The organism is Xanthomonas codiaei, from assembly GCF_002939785.1.
GTDB classification, from domain to species: domain Bacteria; phylum Pseudomonadota; class Gammaproteobacteria; order Xanthomonadales; family Xanthomonadaceae; genus Xanthomonas; species Xanthomonas codiaei.
Genome location: NZ_MDEC01000013.1, coordinates 69,994 through 88,507 on the forward strand (window position 1 = coordinate 69,994; position 18,514 = coordinate 88,507).

General features: G+C 67.2%; 16 protein-coding genes and 1 other RNA gene. 11 read left to right on the forward strand and 6 right to left on the reverse strand.

The window, feature by feature from the left end:
* The first annotated feature begins 8 nt into the window (after positions 1-8).
* From XcodCFBP4690_RS11155 to XcodCFBP4690_RS11180, 6 genes are all read left to right on the forward strand, one after another.
* Positions 9-746, forward strand: coding sequence for an HAD family hydrolase (locus XcodCFBP4690_RS11155; protein ID WP_104541004.1), 738 nt, complete (start codon positions 9-11; stop codon positions 744-746).
* Between the two features lie 40 nt (positions 747-786).
* Positions 787-2,157, forward strand: a complete 1,371-nt coding sequence (locus XcodCFBP4690_RS11160) for a leucyl aminopeptidase family protein (RefSeq protein ID WP_104541005.1) — start codon at positions 787-789, stop codon at positions 2,155-2,157.
* A 131-nt stretch (positions 2,158-2,288) separates the two neighbouring features.
* Positions 2,289-2,822, forward strand: a complete 534-nt coding sequence (locus XcodCFBP4690_RS11165) for a hypothetical protein (protein ID WP_208622723.1) — start codon at positions 2,289-2,291, stop codon at positions 2,820-2,822.
* A gap of 128 nt (positions 2,823-2,950) precedes the next feature.
* A non-coding RNA gene (locus XcodCFBP4690_RS11170) (sX9 sRNA) lies at positions 2,951-3,026 on the forward strand.
* 198 nt (positions 3,027-3,224) lie between these two features.
* Positions 3,225-4,316, forward strand: coding sequence for a catalase family peroxidase (locus XcodCFBP4690_RS11175; protein WP_104541006.1), 1,092 nt, complete (start codon positions 3,225-3,227; stop codon positions 4,314-4,316).
* Entirely contained in the window at positions 4,313-4,855 is a 543-nt protein-coding gene (locus tag XcodCFBP4690_RS11180; protein WP_104541007.1) for a cytochrome b, read from the forward strand. The genes XcodCFBP4690_RS11175 and XcodCFBP4690_RS11180 overlap by 4 nt, the downstream gene beginning before the upstream one ends.
* Positions 4,856-5,021: 166 nt before the next feature.
* Here the strand turns inward: XcodCFBP4690_RS11180 and XcodCFBP4690_RS11185 are convergent, their stop codons facing one another.
* The 3 genes from XcodCFBP4690_RS11185 to XcodCFBP4690_RS11195 form a co-directional block, all read right to left on the reverse strand.
* A complete protein-coding gene (locus XcodCFBP4690_RS11185; protein ID WP_104541008.1) occupies positions 5,022-5,807 on the reverse strand; it encodes a ThuA domain-containing protein in 786 nt (261 codons plus the stop codon).
* Between the two features lie 316 nt (positions 5,808-6,123).
* A complete protein-coding gene (locus tag XcodCFBP4690_RS11190; RefSeq protein WP_104541009.1) occupies positions 6,124-6,726 on the reverse strand; it encodes a response regulator transcription factor in 603 nt (200 codons plus the stop codon).
* Positions 6,727-6,807: 81 nt separating this feature from the next.
* Positions 6,808-7,995, reverse strand: coding sequence for a sensor histidine kinase (locus tag XcodCFBP4690_RS11195; RefSeq protein ID WP_167394575.1), 1,188 nt, complete (start codon positions 7,993-7,995; stop codon positions 6,808-6,810).
* Between the two features lie 429 nt (positions 7,996-8,424).
* On the opposite strand from XcodCFBP4690_RS11195, the gene XcodCFBP4690_RS11200 reads away from it, so the two are divergent.
* The 5 genes from XcodCFBP4690_RS11200 to XcodCFBP4690_RS11220 all read left to right on the forward strand — a co-directional run bounded on the left by XcodCFBP4690_RS11200 (position 8,425) and on the right by XcodCFBP4690_RS11220 (position 14,547).
* On the forward strand, positions 8,425-9,669 hold the full coding sequence (locus tag XcodCFBP4690_RS11200) for an efflux RND transporter periplasmic adaptor subunit (RefSeq protein ID WP_167394576.1): 1,245 nt from the start codon (positions 8,425-8,427) through the stop codon (positions 9,667-9,669).
* A gap of 382 nt (positions 9,670-10,051) precedes the next feature.
* The gene (locus XcodCFBP4690_RS11205; RefSeq protein ID WP_104541011.1) at positions 10,052-10,741 is read left to right on the forward strand and encodes an ABC transporter ATP-binding protein; all 690 of its coding nucleotides are present in this window, start codon (positions 10,052-10,054) and stop codon (positions 10,739-10,741) included.
* A 12-nt stretch (positions 10,742-10,753) separates the two neighbouring features.
* Positions 10,754-11,914, forward strand: coding sequence for an ABC transporter permease (locus XcodCFBP4690_RS11210; RefSeq protein ID WP_104541012.1), 1,161 nt, complete (start codon positions 10,754-10,756; stop codon positions 11,912-11,914).
* 13 nt (positions 11,915-11,927) lie between these two features.
* Positions 11,928-13,247: an ABC transporter permease gene (locus XcodCFBP4690_RS11215; protein ID WP_167394577.1), complete on the forward strand. Its 1,320-nt coding sequence runs from the start codon at positions 11,928-11,930 to the stop codon at positions 13,245-13,247.
* 184 nt (positions 13,248-13,431) lie between these two features.
* Positions 13,432-14,547, forward strand: coding sequence for an alpha/beta hydrolase family protein (locus tag XcodCFBP4690_RS11220; protein ID WP_104541013.1), 1,116 nt, complete (start codon positions 13,432-13,434; stop codon positions 14,545-14,547).
* Positions 14,548-14,595: 48 nt separating this feature from the next.
* Here XcodCFBP4690_RS11220 and rarD read toward each other — a convergent pair whose 3' ends face one another.
* From rarD to XcodCFBP4690_RS11235, 3 genes are all read right to left on the reverse strand, one after another.
* Positions 14,596-15,513, reverse strand: a complete 918-nt coding sequence (rarD, locus tag XcodCFBP4690_RS11225; RefSeq protein ID WP_104541014.1) for an EamA family transporter RarD — start codon at positions 15,511-15,513, stop codon at positions 14,596-14,598.
* The gene (yedA, locus tag XcodCFBP4690_RS11230; protein ID WP_104541015.1) at positions 15,510-16,406 is read right to left on the reverse strand and encodes a drug/metabolite exporter YedA; all 897 of its coding nucleotides are present in this window, start codon (positions 16,404-16,406) and stop codon (positions 15,510-15,512) included. Before yedA ends, rarD begins: the two co-directional genes overlap by 4 nt.
* A gap of 287 nt (positions 16,407-16,693) precedes the next feature.
* Positions 16,694-18,346 carry a M28 family metallopeptidase gene (locus tag XcodCFBP4690_RS11235; protein WP_167394581.1) on the reverse strand — a complete coding sequence of 551 codons (1,653 nt, stop codon included), beginning with the start codon at positions 18,344-18,346 and terminating at the stop codon, positions 16,694-16,696.
* Between the last annotated feature and the right edge of the window lie 168 nt (positions 18,347-18,514).

The window sequence follows — 18,514 nt, forward strand, 5'->3', positions numbered from 1 at the left end:
ATCTTGCGATGAGCTTCCACATCAGCGCCATCACTCTCGACCTCGACGATACGTTGTGGCCTTTCGCACCGATCGGTGCGCGTATCGACCAGGTGTTGTACGACTGGATGCGCGAGCACAGTCCGGTCACCGCCGAGCGCTTTCCGGTGGAGGCCATGCGCGAGTTGCGAGAACGCAGCTTCGCCGACAACCCGCAGCTGCATCATGACCTGAGCGCGCTGCGCCGGTTGACGCTGGAGATGGCCCTGCGCGAAAGCGGCGGCGATCTGGCGCTGGTGGAGCCGGCCTACGAGGTGTTCTACGCCGCGCGCAACCAGGTGGAGTGCTACCCGGATGCGCTCGATGCGCTGGCACGCATGGCCCGGCACGTGCCGGTGGCCGCGCTCAGCAACGGCAATGCGGACCTGCAGCGTATCGGGCTGATGCATCACTTCGCCTTCCAGCTGGGCTCGCGCGAACACGGCAGCGCCAAGCCGGAGGCCAGCATCTTCCTGGCCGCCTGCGCACGCCTGGACGTGCCGCCAACACAGGTGCTGCATGTGGGCGACCACGTGCGCATGGATGTGCTCGGCGCGCTGGATGCCGGGCTGCGCGCGTGCTGGATCAACCGCGACGGCGCGCAGTGGTCGCACCCGACCCAGCAGCCGGACCTGGAATTCGACAGCCTCACCGGGCTGGCCGATTGGCTGGATGCCCAGCAACCGCACCCCGGCGCCGCGCGCGATGGCATCTGCCTTCCCGCCTGAGCCGCCCCCATCTGGCGCACGGCGCCATTGAAGGATGCCCATGTCGCACCTCACCGGTTTCACCGACCCCACCGCCGCCGCGCTGCCGCTGCATGTGCTCGACCGCGAAGGCTTCGCGCATTGGTGCGCCGGGCAGCCCACGCGCGTGCTGGCGTGGGCGCAGGCACAGCGGTTCGATGCCGCGCCGGGCAGCGTCTTGCTGTTGCCGGACGACCAGGGCCTGGCAGGGGCGGTCATCGGGATCGGCGACCGCGCCGATGCCTACGCCTATGCGCATGCGCCGATGGCGTTGCCGCCGGCCAGCCGCTGGACCGTGGCGACCCCGCTGGATGATGCCGAGCAGGCGCTGCTGCACCTGGGCTGGGGGCTGGGCGCCTACCGCTTTGCCCGCTACCGCAAGGTACCGCGCGCACCGGCTGAACTGGCGGCCACGCCGTCTGCAGCGACGCGCGCCCTGATCGAGGCCTGCATTCGCGTGCGCGACTGGGTCAACACGCCCACCGAAGACATGGGCCCGGAGCAGCTGGAAGCGGCCACCCGTGCAGTGGCGCAGGCCCACGGCGCGCAGGTGGAGGCGATCGTGGGCGATGCGTTGCTGGCGCAGAACTTCCCCACCATCCATGCGGTGGGCCGCGCCTCGCATCGTGCGCCGCGGCTGATCCAGCTGCAGTGGGGCGATGCCGCGCATCCGCACCTAGTGCTGGTCGGCAAGGGCGTGTGTTTCGACACCGGCGGGCTGGATCTCAAACCCGCCGATGGCATGCGCAACATGAAGAAGGACATGGGCGGCGCCGCGCATGCGCTGGCGCTGGCCGGGCTGGTGATGGCGCAGCACTTGCCGGTGCGGCTCACCCTGCTGATTGCCGCAGTGGAAAACGCGGTGGGCCCCAATGCCTTCCGCCCTGGCGAGGTACTCACCACCCGCGCCGGCGTCACCGTGGAAGTGGACAACACCGATGCCGAAGGCCGGCTGGTGCTGTGCGATGCACTGAGCTACGCCACCGAGCAGAAGCCCGATCTGATCCTGGACTTCGCCACGCTCACCGGCGCGGCGCGCATCGCGCTGGGCCCGGATTTGCCGGCGTTGTTCGCCAACGACGATGCGCTGGCACAGGCCTGGATCGACGCCGGCGAGCAGACCCGCGACCCGGTCTGGCGCATGCCGTTGTGGCGGCCCTACCTGCGCTATCTCAACAGCCACGTGGCCGACATGGCCAACGCCGGCTCGCGCATGGCCGGCGCGGTGACCGCGGCGCTGTATCTGGAGCGCTTCGTGGCCCCGGGCCAGCCTTGGGCACATCTGGACGTCTACGCCTGGAACGACAGCGACCGCCCGGGGCGCCCTGCAGGTGGCGAAGCGCTGGCGCTGCGCTCGGCGTTTGCGATGCTGCAGCAGCGCTACGGCGGCTGAGTGCAGCCAGCGCTGCGACCAGGCGTTCGCCCGACCGGTAAGCTCAGGATCGAATGACGCGATCCGGGCATTGCACGATCTGATCATGGCTACGCCACGGCGAGCTGCTTCAAGCAAGGCGACGGACACGCATGTACCGACTCGGACACCTGAAAGATGGGCAGTGGTGCGCTCACTCGCATCCGGCGGTCTTCGACTCCACGGACCGCATCGTTGCGGGTGTTCCGCGCGGGGATCCTGTCGTTTTCGAGCGCATGACCGAATGCATGGAACCGCCGTATTACCTGCTGTATCTCCTCCACACCTCGCGTGGCGAGGCAGAACCAGGCCGCTACCAGACTCCTGCGCTGGAACTCGCTGACGTCAAGGCGTTCTTGTCGCGTTTTGGCGCATTTCTTTCAGCAGATGCTCGCTATGACCTGTGGGCGCATTCGCCTACCAGCCAAGCGACGGTGGTCTGGGACCGCCATAATCAATTATTCGCCTACGGCCCTCTCGCACGATTTTCGGCAGCATTGCAGGCGATGGGTTTCACCCGAGGCGAGACCGTGGTTCCTACGCCGCACGAACATCATTACCGACCGGAGTTCGATCGATTGGCCAAAGAATTACTGACGATGTTCGATTGGTCGTTTTCACCGCTTCGTAGCGAAGATGCGCAATGAACGTGTCGGGTTGGCGAAATACTGTCGGCCATAAGCATCGCTTGGCTGATTGATCGCGGCCAACAACACTGCTGCGTAGCCGTCAGGCTGGCGTGGCCAGTGCTCGGTGCTCGGTGCTCGGTGTGAGCGTGTACCACGCGTACACTCCGGTGCTGAGCGCGCATCCACGCCCACCTGCCGACTGCTCGCGACCTTCCGTCAGCCGCTCTGAATCATTGTGTCCCGTTCATGCCTGCAGCGGGACATGCGCATCGCGCCGGGCCTCCCGGCACCGTAGTCCATCACACGCTCAAGGCGGCTTCTTCCGGATGATGCGACACGGGCGTGCTCGGCTGCGGCGATGAAAGCATTGCCGCGCGACAGTGAGCGGGCTGCCCACTGCATCCAAGACCGGAGCCAGCCATGCCGTTGCCACCTCCCTCCCCCGGACACACGCGCCGCCCGGTGCTGCCGTTGCTGGGCATTGCCGCCATTGCCGGTGGGATCGCCATCGCCTTTGCATGGACCGCCGGCTGGATCGGCGGCGACCGGCTCACCGCCGCGCGCATGACCGATACCATCGAATCCAGCGGGCCGCCGCATCCGGGTTTTCGGCGCGCGCATAGCAAGGGCGTATGCGTGAGCGGGCAATTCCAGTCCAGTGGCAAGGCGAGCTGGCTGTCGTCGGCACGCGTCTTCGGCCAGACCAGCACGCCGGTGCTGGGACGGATGTCGATCGGCGGTGGCGACCCGCACGGCGCCGATGGACAGGCGCGCGTGCGCAGCATGGCGCTGCTGCTGCGCAGCGACGACGGGCAGGAATGGCGCACGGCCATGAACAGCTTTCCGTTCTTCGTGGTGGCCACGCCGGCCGGTTTCCAGGCCTTGAACGTGGCCTCCAGGCCCGACCCGGCCACCGGCAAACCGGATCCGGAAAAACTCGCGGCGTTCGGCAAGCAGTATCCGGAGGCGGCCAAGTTCCAGCAGTGGGCCAAGACCGCGCCCTGGTCCGATAGCTGGGCCAATACGCAGTACAACGGCGTCAACGCCTTCCGCGCGATCGCGGCCGACGGGCGCGAGCGCTACATCCGCTGGTCGATGCGCCCGCATACGCCGTTCAAGGAACTGAGCGCCGAGCAACGCAAGCAGGCCGATGGCGATTTTCTCGCCACCGACCTGCAGGCGCGGCTGGCGCAGGGGCCGCTGCGCTGGGACATGGTGCTGACCGTGGCCGAACCCGGCGATGCGGTGGACGATCCCTCGCAGCCGTGGCCGCAGAGCCGCAAGCAGATCGTCGCCGGGACGCTGACCCTGGAGCATGCGCAACCGCAGGCCAGCGGGCCGTGCCGCGATCTGAACTACGATCCGCTGATCCTGCCCAAGGGCCTTGCCGCCTCCAACGATCCGATCCTGGCCGCGCGCTCGTCGGTGTATGCGCAATCGTTCAACCGTCGCGAGCGCGAGATCGCCAGCGGCAAGGGCAGTGCCGCCACCGGCCAGGGAGCCCATCGATGAGCCGCCCGACGCACTTCAATCTTCCCGCGCGCGTGCTGCATTGGCTGATGGCCGCGATGATCCTGACCATGCTGTTCGTCGGCGTCGGCATGGTCGCCTCGGTGACGCAACGGCCGTGGTTGATCGACCTGCATCGCCCACTGGGTATCGCGATCCTGGTCCTGGCCGTGCTGCGCCTGATCAACCGCCTGCGCCATCGCCCGCCGGCACTGCCTGCGGATTTGCCCGCCTGGCAGAAAGCTGTGGCGATCGCCTCGCATTGGCTGTTGTATGCATTGATGCTGGGCATGCCACTGATCGGCTGGGCAATGCTGTCGGCCGGTGGCTACCCGATCGTGCTGTGGCCAGGCGCCAACCTGCCGGCGATCGCGCCGCACGATCCGGCGCTGTATGCCTGGCTGCGCAGCGCGCATGGCTGGCTGGCGTACCTGCTGTTCGCCACCGTGCTGGGGCATCTGAGCGCGGCGCTGTTCCATGCCTGGGTACGCCGCGATGGCGTGTTTTCCAGCATGGTGCGTGGGCAGCGGTCGGCGCATTGATGGATTGGATGGGGGGAAGACGGCGTGCACGAAGTGAGTTCACTGCGTGACCGTACCCTCACCACCGCTCCGCGTCCCGGCCTGCGCTTGCGGCGCAGGCGCCCGGGGCACGCGCCAGCGACGCGCCGTCTGCGCCTTGCCGCCGTAGACGGAAAGGGGCCAGGACTTAACGCCGACGCTCTGCCTTGGCCGCTGACACGGGCACTTCGATGCCCTTGCCGGTAGCGGCCCAGTAAATCCCGCCATAAAGATGTTCCAGATAGCGCGGGTCGTTGTAGGCCTCGGCCTGGTGGCCCAGTGCAGTGGCGAAGACGCGGCCGCCCTCGAAATGGTGGTACCACGCCACCGGATGGTGCTTGCCCATGCCCTTGGCGACCTGACCCGGCCAGATCAGCGTGGGGTCGTAGCTGGTTTCATCCACAGTAAGTAGCGTGACCAGATCGTCGCTGTAGGGCGGGTCGTACTCGTACCACTCATCGCTCCACACCCAGCGCTTGGGCAGGCCGGCGGTGGCCGGGAAGTTGGCCACCACATCGACCATCGCGGTCTGCAGGTAGGGGTGGGTGCGGAACGAGCGGCCGATCAACTGGTCGTACCACTTCCAGTCGCCGCGCTTGATCGCAAATGCCTTGTGCACGGCGACCACACCGCCGCCGTTGCGCACATAAGCCTGGAAGTTGGCGCGCTGGGCCGGATCCAGGTCAGTGGCCGGCGTATTGAGCAGCACGATCGCCGCGTACTGCGAAAGATCGCCATCGAAAGCCTTGGCATTCCATGCCCATACCATCTCCACATAATGCTTGCGCGCCATCGCTTCGAACTGCGGCTTGGCGACGGGGATATAGTCGTGGTGATACTGATTCGGAATGGCCGCGACCAGAATCTTGAATTGCTCGGCAGACGCATTGAATGCGCAGGCCAGCAGCAGGCCCAACAGCCACAGAGATTTCATGCAGTGCGCTCGCAATGACCAGGTCGGCCGGCAGTGTACCTGCGCAGCGATGGCATGCCTTCGTGCGTGTTTTGGAATAGCTGCGCGATCTTGGCGTGTCCCGTCTACAACGCCAGCGCCATCTCGTTTGTCATGAAGCATGCAACGCGATGTGGCAAGGACAAGGCAGGCATCGCAAGATCGCTGCGCTGATGCGCTCGGTGCGAGGCCAGGTTGCTCACAGCAACGCGTGTCGCAGATGCAATCGTCCTTCCAGTTCCAGTGCCTGCGATCCATGCCACACGGATGGTGCCGGGTGCTGCACTGGCTTCGCTGTTTACAGCCAGCCCTTCTGCCGCGCCAGTCGATACGCTTCGATGCGATTGGCCACGCCCAGCTTGCCGATGCATTCGGACAGATAGTTGCGCACGGTGCCGTGCGACAACTGCAGCTGCTGGGCGATCTCGCTGGCCGAGCGGCCTTCGCCGGCCAGGCGCAACACCGTCCGTTCGCGCTCGCTCAACGGGTCCGCTTCCACCCACGCATCCAGTGCCAGCTGCGGGTCGATGACCCGGCCGCCGCGATGCACCTGGCGCAAGGCGCTGACCAGTTGTTCGGCCGGCGCATCCTTGAGCAGATAGCCGGCCACACCGGCATCCAGCGCGCGCCGCAAAAACCCGGGGCGCGCAAAGGTGGTGACGATCATGACCCGCACCGGCAGCGCCTGGCGCTGGATGCGCTGGGCCAGCTCCAGGCCGCCCAGCCCGGGCATTTCGATATCGGTGACCAGCACGTCCGGTTGCAGCCGTTGCAGCTCGCGCCAGGCGCTCTCGCCGTCGCCGGCACTGCCGACCACGTCGATATCGTCTTCCAGCCCGAGCAGGGCCACCAGCGCGCCACGCAGCAAGGCCTGGTCTTCGGCCAACAACACCCGGATCATCGCTCGCGCTCGCAGTTGTGCAACGGTTGCGCACGATAACAGCGCGGGCCGGCGACGTGCAGCGGCCGGGCCGGTGAGCGCTCAGCGCGATTGCGGCACCAGGGGCAGCGGCAATGGGGGGTGCTCTGCATCGGACATGGGTTGCGGCAACGGCACGCTGGCGCGCAGGCGCATGCCGCGGGGCAGCGCGTCCACCTCCAACGCGCCTCCCAGAGCCTGCAGGCGCGCACGCATGCCATCCAGGCCATTGCCGGGCACGATTACCCCGCCGCGCCCATCGTCGGTGACGTCCAGTACCGCCCGGCCGTCGTGCGCGCGCAGACTCACCCGGACCCGTCTGGCCTGGGCGTGGCGTTGCACGTTGGTGGCTGCCTCGCGCACCACCAGCGCCAGGGCGGTCTCGTGCTCGGGCGGCAGGGGCAGCGCGTCCAGCGCGTGCTCCAGCACGATGCCGTCCATGTCCAGCAGCACCTTTGCCGAGGCCAGCTCGGCCACCAGGCCAGCGGCGCGGATACCGGTGACGGCGCGGCGCACCTGTGCCAGGGCATCGCGCGAGATCTGCGCCACTGCATCGATCTCACCGCGCGCCGCCTGCGGATCGCGCGCGATCAGGCGCGCGGCCAGATCGGATTTGAGTGCCACCAGCGACAAGGTGTGGCCGAGCAGGTCGTGCAGATCGCGGCCGATGCGCTCGCGCTCGGCGGTGGCCGCCAGCCGACGCACTTCGTCCTGCGACAGGCGCAGCAATGCGTCCTTGCGCTCGTTGATGCTGTACACCGCGCCAACCGCGGCCATGCCCAGCACCGACACCGGCAACCACACCAACCCCTGCCAACCCAACCCGAGCCAGCGCGCCCAGGCCAGGTACAGCGCGTTCATCAGCAGCAGGATGGCGAAATGCCGCCACAGCGCATGCCGCGTGGAAGGGCGCAGGCTCAGGCAGGCAAACACGAAGTAGCTGATGCCCGAGGCGTACACCGGCAGCAGCGCGGCACTGAGCGCCCCCATCGCCCAGGCGTAGCGGTACAGCGTGTCGCGCGGCGCCAGCAACATGCGCGCATACAGCAGCAGAAACAGCGGATACGACAGCACCGTACACAACAGCCAGGTGCTGTCATAGCCACGCGGGGAGAACACCGGTACCACGAACACCCAGGCCGACCACAGCAGGTGCACGCAGTCCATCCACGGCGACTGGCCTTGCGCCAGGCGTGCGGCCACTTGCGAAGTTGCAGCCGGACGAAGCCAGGCAGGGAGCCTTGCATGCATCGGAGTGGGTCCTTGTCGTTGCGCGGATTCTGCCATTGCCGGGTCCGCCTGGGCACGCGGCGTCGCAGAGTGATCCCGATCAGCGGCCTCATGCATGCGCCTGCTCACGCGTAGCCCTCACGCAACGCGTGGCTGCGCGGCCCGCACGGCGGTGTTTCCTTGAAGCGGTGCTGGTGCATGCAGGATCCTGTGGTGGCTCGATAGCGACAGCCTGCGCGTCTGCACCGCTGGCGCACAGTCGCGCCTGTCATGGCCTGCGGATGACAGCTGTCACTGGCAGGTGGTGCGCTCGGGCCGCATGCTGCACGGCATTGCCACTGCACCGATCGCCCTATCGTTTGTCGCCGCGTTGGGGTTGGTGACTTCCGGCAGCTTGCGGCGCGCCTTGCAGACGGTCACATTCTGCGCAGCCTTCTGTCCTGGTTCTCGATGAACACTTCCGCCGATCTGCTCAAGCAACTTCGCATCGACCGCCAGCGCCCTGCCGCGCCGCCACCCGCACGCCGCAGCGGCTGGATCATCGCCGTCATCGTCCTGGTGCTGGCGTTGGCAACCGCGGCCTGGTGGTTCACCCGCACTCCGGTGGTCAAGGTGCAGACCTCACCGGTGGTGGCGATCAGTGCCGGCAGCAGCAGCGCCTCGGTACTGGACGCGTCCGGTTACGTGGTTGCCCGGCGCATGGCCACGGTGTCGGCCCAGGTCACCGGCAAGGTGCGCGAGGTGATGATCGAAGAAGGCATGCGCGTCGAACAAGGCCAGGTGATGGCCACGCTCGACCCGTTGGATGCCGATGCGCAGCGGATGCTGTCGGCCTCGCAGCTGTCGGCCGCGCGCAGCCAGGTCGACAACGTGCAGGCGCAGCTGGCGGTGGCCAATGCCGATGCCACGCGTCTGCAGTCGCTGGTCGGCGCGCAGCTGGTATCGCGCTCGCAGTACGAACAGGCCACCGCGCAGCGCGATGCCTTGCGTGCGCAGTTGCAGAACGCGCAACGCAACGTGCAGGTGGCATCGGACCAGCTGGCCATTGCCGGCATCCGTTCGGACTTCAACGTGGTGCGCGCGCCGTTCGCCGGCGTGGTCACCGCCAAGGCCGCGCAGCCGGGCGAAATCGTCTCGCCGTTGTCGGCCGGCGGCGGTTTCACCCGCACCGGGATCGGCACCATCGTGGACATGGAGTCGCTGGAGATCGAAGTGGAAATCGGCGAGTCGTATATCGGCCGCGTGCAACCGAAGATGCCGGTGGAAGCGGTGCTCAACGCCTACCCGGACTGGAAGATTCCCGGCGAGGTGATCGCCATCATTCCCACCGCCGACCGCGGCAAGGCCACGGTAAAGGTGCGGGTGGCCTTCAAGGTCAAGGACGCGCGCATCGTGCCGGAAATGGGCGTGCGGGTGAGCTTCCTGGAGCAGGCCAAACCGCAGCAGGCGTCCAAGCCGCAGGGCGTGCGCGTGCCGGCCGCCGCGCTGGTCGAACGCGATGGCGCCACGCTGGCATTCGTGGTCGGTGAACGCAACACCGTGGCCGCCAGGCCCGTCACCACCGGCATGGCGATGGGCCAGGACCGGCAGGTGGTCGCCGGTTTGAATGCGGGCGACAGCGTGGTGCTCGACCCGCCGCAGACCTTGCAGGACGGCGACACGGTAGCCGAAGCGGAGCCTGACACGACCGAATAGCCATGCGTGACCGCGGCGGGCAGATGCCGCGGCCGCGGTGCAGTCCGTGCTGTCGTTGTTGCTGTGCGCGAATGCCGCGCTGTCGCACCAGGACAGGTGTGGGCTGGAACTGGTGATCGCAGCGGTGCACAGGAGCAGCGATGCTGTCGACCGGGCAAGCCCAGGATACTTCGTGCAGTGACCGCATCGGCCACGCGTGCGGCGCAGTCAGTTGTCGATGCACCCAGTTGTTGAAGTTGGATCCCTCGATCGCACCCAGCAGAGTTGTTCAGCACCTTGTTTCATCGCTGCCACGGCAGCGCCATCCGCCCCGCTGCTATTGCAGTCGCCGTCGCCGTGCCGCCCTTCGCTTCCCTCTTCCCTTGCATCGCCAGGACTCGCCATGACCGCTCTTGTCAGCTTGCGCAACATCACCAAGACCTACCAACGCGGCCCCGAGCAGGTGCAGGTGCTGCACGGCATCGACCTGGAAATCGCCAGCGGCGATTTCGTCGCGCTGATGGGGCCCTCCGGCTCGGGCAAGACCACCTTGCTCAATCTGATCGGCGGCCTGGACAGCCCCAGCGGTGGCGAGATCGAGATCGAAGGCGAGCGCATCGACCGCATGAGCGGTGGGCAGCTCGCCACCTGGCGCAGCCATCACGTCGGCTTCGTCTTCCAGTTCTACAACCTGATGCCGATGCTCAGCGCGCAGAAGAACGTGGAACTGCCGCTGCTGCTGACCTCGCTCAATGCCGCACAGCGCAAAAAGAATGCAGAGATCGCATTGACCCTGGTCGGCCTGCAGGAACGCCGCAGCCACAAGCCCAACGAACTGTCCGGTGGCCAGCAACAGCGCGTGGCGATCGCGCGCGCCATCGTGTCCGACCCGACCTTCCTGATCTGCGACGAACCCACCGGCGATCTGGACCGCCAGAACGCCGAGGAAATCCTGCGCCTGCTGCAGGAACTCAACCGCGAACACGGCAAGACCATCGTGATGGTGACCCACGACCCCAAGGCCGCCGAGTACGCCACCCACACCATCCATCTGGACAAGGGCGAGCTGGCCGACGCGCCGCTCGTGCTCTGAAGGAGCGCTGCCATGAAGTATCTCTCGCTGGTGTGGGCGCAGCTGTTCCGCAGCAAGACGCGCACCTTGTTGACCTTGTTGTCGGTGGTGGCGGCGTTCCTGCTGTTCGGCATGCTCGATTCGGTACGCGTGGCGTTCAATTCCGGCGGCAGCGTCAGTGGCGTGGACCGGTTGGTGGTGGCCTCGCGGCTGTCGATCACCCAGTCGCTGCCGATCCGCCTGGAAGCGCAGGTGCGCAGCGTGCCGGGCGTGCGCGATGTGACCTCGGCCATGTGGTTCGGCGGCATCTACCGCGACCCGAAGAATTTCTTCCCCAATTTCTCGGTGGCGCCGAACTTCTTCGACGTCTACAGCGAGTACCAATTGCCCAAGGACCAGCTCAAGGCCTTTCAGAGCACGCGTACCGGCGCGGTGGTCGGCGAAACCCTGGCCAAGGAGTTCGGCTGGAAGATCGGCGACACCATTCCGCTGCAGGCCACCATCTTCCCGCGCAGCGGCAGCAACGACTGGCCGTTGCAGCTGGTCGGCATCTTCCGCATGAAGGACCGCACGGTGGCGGCCAACCAGGAACGCCAGCTGATGATGAACTGGAAATATTTCGATGAGTCCAATGACTACATCAAGAACCAGGTGAGCTGGCTGACGGTGACCCTGAGCAATCCCGACCAGGCCTCGCGCGTGGCCCAGGCCATCGATGCGCTCTCGGCCAACTCCGATCACGAAACCAAGTCGCAGACCGAATCGGCGTTCCAGCAGGCCTTCGTCAAGCAGTTCGCCGATATCGGCCTGATCGTCACCTCGATCATGGCAGCGGTGTTCTTCACCTTGTTGCTGCTGACCGGCAACACCATGGCGCAAGCGGTGCGCGAGCGCATTCCGGAACTGGCCACGCTCAAGACGCTGGGCTTCCAGGACCGCACGGTGTTGAGCCTGGTGATGATCGAGTCGGTGTTGCTGATCGGCCTGGGCGGTTTGATCGGCATGGGTCTGGCCGCGCTGGTGATCCCGGCGGTGTCCGCGCGCAGCGGTGGGCTGATGCCCACCCAGAGCGTGCCGCTGCAGACCTGGCTGGTTGCGCTGGCCCTGATGGTCGGCATCGGCTTGGTGGTGGGTGTGCTGCCGGCATTACGCGCGCAGCGCTTGAAGATCGTCGATGCCCTCGCCGGCCGCTGACAGGAGCACGCAAATGCAAAGCAAATGGAAGAACCGTGGTGCCAACCTGCTGTCGGTGGTGCTGCTGGCGGTGGGACTGGGAATCTGGATCGCGTTGCCGTGGATCGGCGTGCTGGCGATCGTGGTGGCGCTGGCGCTGTGGCTGGTGACCACGCGCAGCGGCCGCCTGTCGCTGGCGGCCGCGCGCATCGGCATCGCCAGCCTGCCGCAGCGCTGGGGTTCCACCTCGGTGATCGTGGTCGGCATCGCCGGCGTGGTTGGCGTGCTGGTGGCGATGCTGGCGATGGGCGAGGGCTTCCAGGCCACGCTCAACAGCACCGGCGACGACACCACCGCGATTGTCTTGCGCGGCGGCTCGCAGGCGGAAACCAATTCGGTGATCACCCGCGACCTGGTGCCACTGATCGGCAGCCTGCCCGGCATCGCCAGCGATGCCAACGGGCGCCCGCAGGTGTCGCCGGAGTTGTCGCAGGTGGTCAACATCGCCTCGCGCGCCGATGGCACCGACGTCAACGCGCAGTTGCGCGGCGTGGGCGAGCAGGCCTGGGCGGTGCACCAGAAGGTCAGAATCGCCCAGGGCCGCCGCTTCACTCCCGGCCTGCGCGAACTGGTGGTCGGCAAGGGCGCTTTGAACCAGTTCCGCGGCCTGGAGCTGGGCAAGACGCTCACGCTCGGCAGCCAGCAGTGGACCGTGGTCGGCGTGTTCGCCTCCGGCGATGCGCACGATTCGGAGCTGTGGACCGATGCGCAGACGCTGGCCACCACCTACAACCGCAGCGCCTACCAGTCGATCAACGTGCGCACCACCGGCAAGGCCGGCTTTACGCAGTTCAAGGCCGCCATGGCCGCCGACCCGCGGCTGAAGCTGGACGTGGAAACCACCCGCGCCTACTACGGCAAGCAGGGCGGTGGCTTGAACAGGTTGATCAGCATCCTGGGCACGGTCATCGGCGCGATCATGGCGGTGGGCGCGGTGTTCGGTGCGCTCAACACCATGTATGCGGCCGTTGCCACGCGTGCGCGCGAGATCGCCACCATGCGCGCGCTCGGCTTTCGCGGCACGCCGGTGATCATGGCGCTGATGCTGGAAACCATGTTGCTGGCGCTGCTGGGCGGGCTGCTGGGCGGGCTGATCGCCTGGGCGGTATTCAATGGCTACACCGTGTCCACGCTGGGCAACAACTTCAGCCAGGTGGTATTCCAGTTCAAGGTATCGCCGGAGCTGCTGTGGAGCGGGCTGAAATGGGCGCTGGGCATCGGCTTGGTGGGTGGGCTGTTCCCGGCCTTGCGGGCGGCGCGGTTGCCGATCACCACGGCCTTGCGTGAGGTGTAGGCGGGCTGTGGCCCGCCCGGGATTAGGGAGTCGGGATTAGGGATTGGTAACGACCGGAGCGAAGCGCTTGGCTGCTACGGCTGAATGGATTGCAGGCTGTCATGGTTTTGTCACCGCACTGCGGTAGATGCGCGGGCCGGCAGGCCGTAGCCTGCTCGGCCGTTTGCTCCGTTGATGTGTTGCCATGACGCGCCTGCTTCTGCTGGCCTGCGCCTGCCTATGGCTGGCCGGCTGTTCTTCGTCTTCCACATCGCTCAGCGAGCGCCTGGTCGCGCCCGGTGGTGTGTCGCCGTTGCTGGACGAAGAGCGCATCGCCGCGACCATCGCCACGCTGCCCACCCGTAGCGGCCATGTGGTGACGCGCGATCAGGTGCCGATCTTCTGGCGTGCGATCGATCCCGGCCAGTACGCCATGCACTACCGCTACCTGGGCCAGCGCCAGGACCCGGCGCATGCGTTGGATGTGGACTTCAGCTTCTCCGTGCCCACCGCCACGCCGCCTGCGCCGCGCGGCACCATCGTGCTGCTGCACGGCTGGATGATGGACGGCGATTCGTTGCTGCCCTGGTCGCTGCAGCTGGCGCAGGCCGGCTACCGGGTGATCACCATCGATCTGCGCAACCATGGCCATTCCGGTGGCGGCCCGTCGGGCTATGGCACGCGCGAGTCCGATGATGTGATCGATGTGCTTAACGCGCTGCAGCCGCGTGGCGAACTCCAGGGACCGCTGTACCTGTTCGGCATTTCCTATGGCGCGGCCACGGCGCTGTTCACCGCCGACAAGCTTGGGCCGCGCGTTACCGGCGTGGTGGCGATGGAATCCTTCGCCAATGCCGGGCGCGGCATCCGCGACATGGTGCCGCACCTGCTGGCCAGCCAGCCCACCGGCTGGCGTGGGCAGGCAGTGGCCGCCTATGCGCGCTGGCGCTACGCCGACCAGAACATCGATGCGGTGATCGCCGCCGCCGATGCCCAGCTCAAGCTGGATCTGGACCACGTCGATGTGGCGCAGGCACTGGCGCGCACGCGCAGCTGCGTGCTGCTGTTGCATGGCGATGCCGACCAGCACATTCCAGTGGCGCATGGCCGCGCACTGGCACTGGCCAGTCCGCGTGCGCATTACCTGGAGCTGGCCGGCGAAAACCATCTGAGCCTGCCGCTGCGGCTGGACCTGCTCGGTGGCCCGATCGATCAGTGGCTGGCGCAGATTCAACAGGCCCCTGGCCACTGCCCCGCTCCGCAGGCATTGCCGGCCTCCACGCTGGCGGTTGCGATGCCGGCAACGGTGCCCAGTAGCTGATCGCCGCACTCGCTGCGTCCGTCGTACAGGACGCAGCCCGGCACGCGCTCAGCGCACCGCCGCCGGCGTCCGCGCGCGCAGCACGCTGTCGCCGACGAACAGCAGCAGCCCGACCCAGATCGCAGCAAAACCAATCGCCCGCCCCTGGTCGAACGGCTCATGGAAGAACCATACCCCCAGCAACAGCTGCAGGCTCGGCCCGATGTACTGCAGGATGCCCACCAGCGATAGCGGGATTCGCCGCACGCCATACGCAAACCCGATCAGCGGCACCGCCGTCACCACGCCGCCGAAGATCAGCAGCAGATCCGTCCGCAGATCCCAGCCGCTGAAGAACGCGCCGCCATGGCCCTGCTCGCCCCATGCGGCCACCAGCAGTGCCGGCACGAACAGGTACACGCTTTCCACACCCAGCCCGGCCACCGGGTCCACTGCCACCAGCTTGCGCAGCAATCCGTAGAGGCCAAACGAGACTGCCAGCCCCAGCGCAATCCATGGCGGTGCACCGGCATCGATGGTCAGCCACAGCACGCCGACTGCGGCGCACGCCACCGCCAGCCACTGGATGCCGCGCAGGCGCTCCTTCAGCGCCAGCACGCCCAGCAACACGCTCAGCAATGGATTGATGAAGTAGCCCAGGCTGGCCTCGATCACATGCCCGGCGTTGATGGCCCAGATGTACAGGCCCCAATTGAAGGCGATCGCCACGCTGCTGGCGGCCAGCATCCACAGCGCGCGCGGCTGCGCAACGATCGTGCGCCACCACCGCAGGCCCGAGGTCGCCACCAGCCACGCCACCACCAGCACGGCGCTCCACACGATGCGGTGCGCAATGATCTGCAGCGACGGCACCACCTTGAGCAGATGCCAGTACAACGGCACCAGGCCCCAGATCACAAAGCTCGCGGCGGTCATCAACAGACCGCGTCGCGCCTCTACTGCCGACACCGGCACGGGCGCGCTCATCGCCGCGCCCTGGCCAGGGTGACCACCAGCACGCCGGCCAGGATCACCGCCATCGCGCCGATATCGTGCGCAGTGAAACGCTCATGCCCCAGCCAGGCGCCCAGCGCCACCGCAATCACCGGGTTGACGTAGGCATAGCTGCCGGCCAGCGCCGGACGCACGTGGTGCAACAGCCACACATAGGCAGTGAACGCCACGATCGAGCCGAATACGCATAGATAGGCGACCGCCAGAATGCCTTGTGGCGTCGGCCACGCGTGCGGGCGCTCGCCGATCAGCAGGCCGGTACTCACCAGCAACACCCCGCCGCACAACATCTGCCCGGCGGCAGTCATGAACGGCGACGGCAGGTCGCGGCCAAGCGACCACACCGAACCGAACGCCCAGCCGATCGGTGCGATCAGCAACAGCACCAGCCCGCCCGGCGTGGCGGTCAGGCTGCTGCCGGCGTTGAGCCACACCACGCCCAGGAATCCGATCACGATGCCAAGCCATTCGCCGCCGCTGGCGTGCTGCCCGCGCAACGCGCCGAACAAGGCCATCCACAACGGCACCGAAGCCACTGCGGTGGCGGCCAGGCCGGAGGACACGCTGCGCTCGGCCAGCACCACCATGCCGTTGCCCAGCAGCAACAGCGCCGCGCCCATCAAGGCCACGTTCTTCCATTGCGCGCGCGTCGGCGCCGCCACGCCGCGCAAGCGCAGCACGGCGTAGAGCACGCTGCCGGCGATGATGAAGCGCGCCCCGGACACCATCGTCAGCGGCTGCGCCCCGCCTTCCAGCGCGAACCGGATCGCCAGATAGGTCGACCCCCACACCACATAGACCAGCAACAACGCAAGAACCACCAACCCGCTGCGCGCAGGCGCGGCAGCGTCGTGAGAGGAAGACATCGGAACACTGCCAACGACCGCGAGGACTGCCGATTCTAGATCAGCGCTGCAGTGGCGACAGCGAACAGGACTGCGCACGTGATGGATCACTGCATCGCATCCATGCGGCCGGCACGGTCATCGTGACGTCGCACCACATGGCGCCCACAGCAGCTGATACAACGCCGGCGCAGCCACCAGGCGAGCCCGGCCATTGCGTGGAGTGCTCGCCAGCGCGCGCACCCTGCGGCGCCTGCGCGCTGTCCACATCCGGATGACGACCGCCCGCTGGGTGCTGCTGGTCGCTCTCAGTTGCGCGCCGCGTCGCTGCGCGCGCGGATGGCCTTGAACTCCGAGCCGTCCTGCCAGCTCGGCCACTGCCGGCCATTGGCCAACGCCACGCCTACGTCGTAGACCAGCGTGGTATCGGCGGCATGTCCGCTGGCATCCCACTGCGGGGTCCAGCGATCGCAGGGCTGGTGATAGCAGTGCGCGAAATATTTCTCGCGCAGCGCCTTGCCCTTGGCGACACCGCCATTGAGCATGTCCAGGCCGGGTCCGGCGGTGATCGCCGGCACGCCCATGCGGGCGAAGGCGAAATGATCGGCGCGGTAGAAGAAACCCGCTTCCAGATTCGGATCCGGCGAGTAGGTGCGGCCGCGCGCCTTGGCGGCCTGCTCCAGATCGCCTTCCAGCGAGACCCGTCCGCGGCCCCAGGAGGCGATGTCGCGAGTGGGGCCGTCGGGGCTGAACATCTCCATGTTGAGCACCGCCACGGTCTTGTCCAAGGGCGCCAGCGGATGCGCGGCGTAGTAGTTGGCGCCGAGCAGGCCCTTCTCTTCGGCGGTCAAGGCGATGAAGTACAGCGTGCGCTGCGGCGTGGGGCCGGCGGCGAACACGCGCGCCAGTTCCAGCACGCTGGCCACGCCGGTGGCGTTGTCCACCGCGCCACGACGCACCGTATCGCCGGAGGCATCGGCCTTGCCGATCCCGAACGCATCCCAGTGCGCGGAGAAAATCACCGTCTCGTCCGGGTGTTGGCTGCCGGTGAGCTTGGCCACCACGTTATGGGTGACCACGCGTTCGCGCTTGAGCTTGAAGTCCACCGACAGGCGCGCATCGCCCAACGCCACCGGCGCGAAGTCGCGCTGCTGTGCGCGCGCCTTGGCCTGCTCGAAATCCAGCCCGGCCTGCGTGAACAGCGACTGTGCCAGTGCGCGCTGCATCCAGCCACGCACCGGCACATGCTGCGCGCGGGCATCGGCGTCGCTGCGTTCGATATCGAACAACGGCGACAGGCCCGAGCTCTGCACCGTGGCCCAGCCATACGCGGCCGGCGCGGTCTCGTGCACGATCAGCACGCCGGCCGCGCCACGCCGTGCGGCTTCTTCGTACTTGTAGGTCCAGCGGCCGTAATAGGTCACCGCCTTGCCATCGAACGCACCGGGCTGCGCACTCTCGAAGTCGGCATCGTTGATCAGCACCACCGCGATCTTGCCGCGCAGGTCCACGCCCTTGTAATCGTCCCACTGCCGCTCCGGCGCGCTGATGCCGTAGCCCACGAATACCAGCGGCGCATTCTTCAGCGCCACTGCGGCCTGCGGACGCAGGCTCTGCAGGGTGACATCGGTGCCGTTGACCAGGGTCTGGGTCTTGCCCCCCACGCGCAGCGTGGCCCGCACCGGGCCATCCACCTGCGCACGCACCAGCGGCACCGCCTGCGTCCAGCTGCCCTGCTCGCCACCGGGCTGCAGACCCGCCGTCTTGAATTGTTCGACCAGGTAATCGACCGTGCGTTGCTCGCCGGCACTGGCCGGCGCACGGCCCTCGAAGTCGTCCGATGCCAGCAGGCGCACATGCCGCGACAACGCGTCGGCATCGATGCCGCCGCCAGGCAGGTCGTTGGCGGCCTGCGCCACGCCTCCCACGAACAGGCAGGCGGACAACAACAGGATGCGCATCGGATTCACGGTGAGGCCTTGCAACGATGGATGACAGACAGTTTACAAGCGCGCGACGAACAGCGGTGATCCAAGCCACGGCACAACGCGCGCCCGGCAGTGATCGCTGCTCGGATTGCATCGTGCCGGGGCCAGCGTGTGCTCCGCTGTTGCGCGCGCGGCTGCGTG

Excerpts from the sequence above, each read along its gene's own strand:
- yedA (WP_104541015.1), bottom strand. The coding sequence starts at position 16,406 with ATGTCTTCCTCTCACGACGCTGCCGCGCCTGCGCGCAGCGGGTTGGTG.
- XcodCFBP4690_RS11185 (WP_104541008.1), bottom strand. The coding sequence starts at position 5,807 with ATGAAATCTCTGTGGCTGTTGGGCCTGCTGCTGGCCTGCGCATTCAAT.
- XcodCFBP4690_RS11195 (WP_167394575.1), bottom strand. The coding sequence starts at position 7,995 with ATGCATGCAAGGCTCCCTGCCTGGCTTCGTCCGGCTGCAACTTCGCAA.
- XcodCFBP4690_RS11200 (WP_167394576.1), top strand. The coding sequence starts at position 8,425 with ATGAACACTTCCGCCGATCTGCTCAAGCAACTTCGCATCGACCGCCAG.
- XcodCFBP4690_RS11220 (WP_104541013.1), top strand. The coding sequence starts at position 13,432 with ATGACGCGCCTGCTTCTGCTGGCCTGCGCCTGCCTATGGCTGGCCGGC.
- XcodCFBP4690_RS11205 (WP_104541011.1), top strand. The coding sequence starts at position 10,052 with ATGACCGCTCTTGTCAGCTTGCGCAACATCACCAAGACCTACCAACGC.
- XcodCFBP4690_RS11180 (WP_104541007.1), top strand. The coding sequence starts at position 4,313 with ATGAGCCGCCCGACGCACTTCAATCTTCCCGCGCGCGTGCTGCATTGG.
- XcodCFBP4690_RS11235 (WP_167394581.1), bottom strand. The coding sequence starts at position 18,346 with ATGCGCATCCTGTTGTTGTCCGCCTGCCTGTTCGTGGGAGGCGTGGCG.
- XcodCFBP4690_RS11190 (WP_104541009.1), bottom strand. The coding sequence starts at position 6,726 with ATGATCCGGGTGTTGTTGGCCGAAGACCAGGCCTTGCTGCGTGGCGCG.
- XcodCFBP4690_RS11210 (WP_104541012.1), top strand. The coding sequence starts at position 10,754 with ATGAAGTATCTCTCGCTGGTGTGGGCGCAGCTGTTCCGCAGCAAGACG.
- XcodCFBP4690_RS11160 (WP_104541005.1), top strand. The coding sequence starts at position 787 with ATGTCGCACCTCACCGGTTTCACCGACCCCACCGCCGCCGCGCTGCCG.
- XcodCFBP4690_RS11165 (WP_208622723.1), top strand. The coding sequence starts at position 2,289 with ATGTACCGACTCGGACACCTGAAAGATGGGCAGTGGTGCGCTCACTCG.
- XcodCFBP4690_RS11155 (WP_104541004.1), top strand. The coding sequence starts at position 9 with ATGAGCTTCCACATCAGCGCCATCACTCTCGACCTCGACGATACGTTG.
- XcodCFBP4690_RS11175 (WP_104541006.1), top strand. The coding sequence starts at position 3,225 with ATGCCGTTGCCACCTCCCTCCCCCGGACACACGCGCCGCCCGGTGCTG.
- XcodCFBP4690_RS11215 (WP_167394577.1), top strand. The coding sequence starts at position 11,928 with ATGCAAAGCAAATGGAAGAACCGTGGTGCCAACCTGCTGTCGGTGGTG.
- rarD (WP_104541014.1), bottom strand. The coding sequence starts at position 15,513 with ATGAGCGCGCCCGTGCCGGTGTCGGCAGTAGAGGCGCGACGCGGTCTG.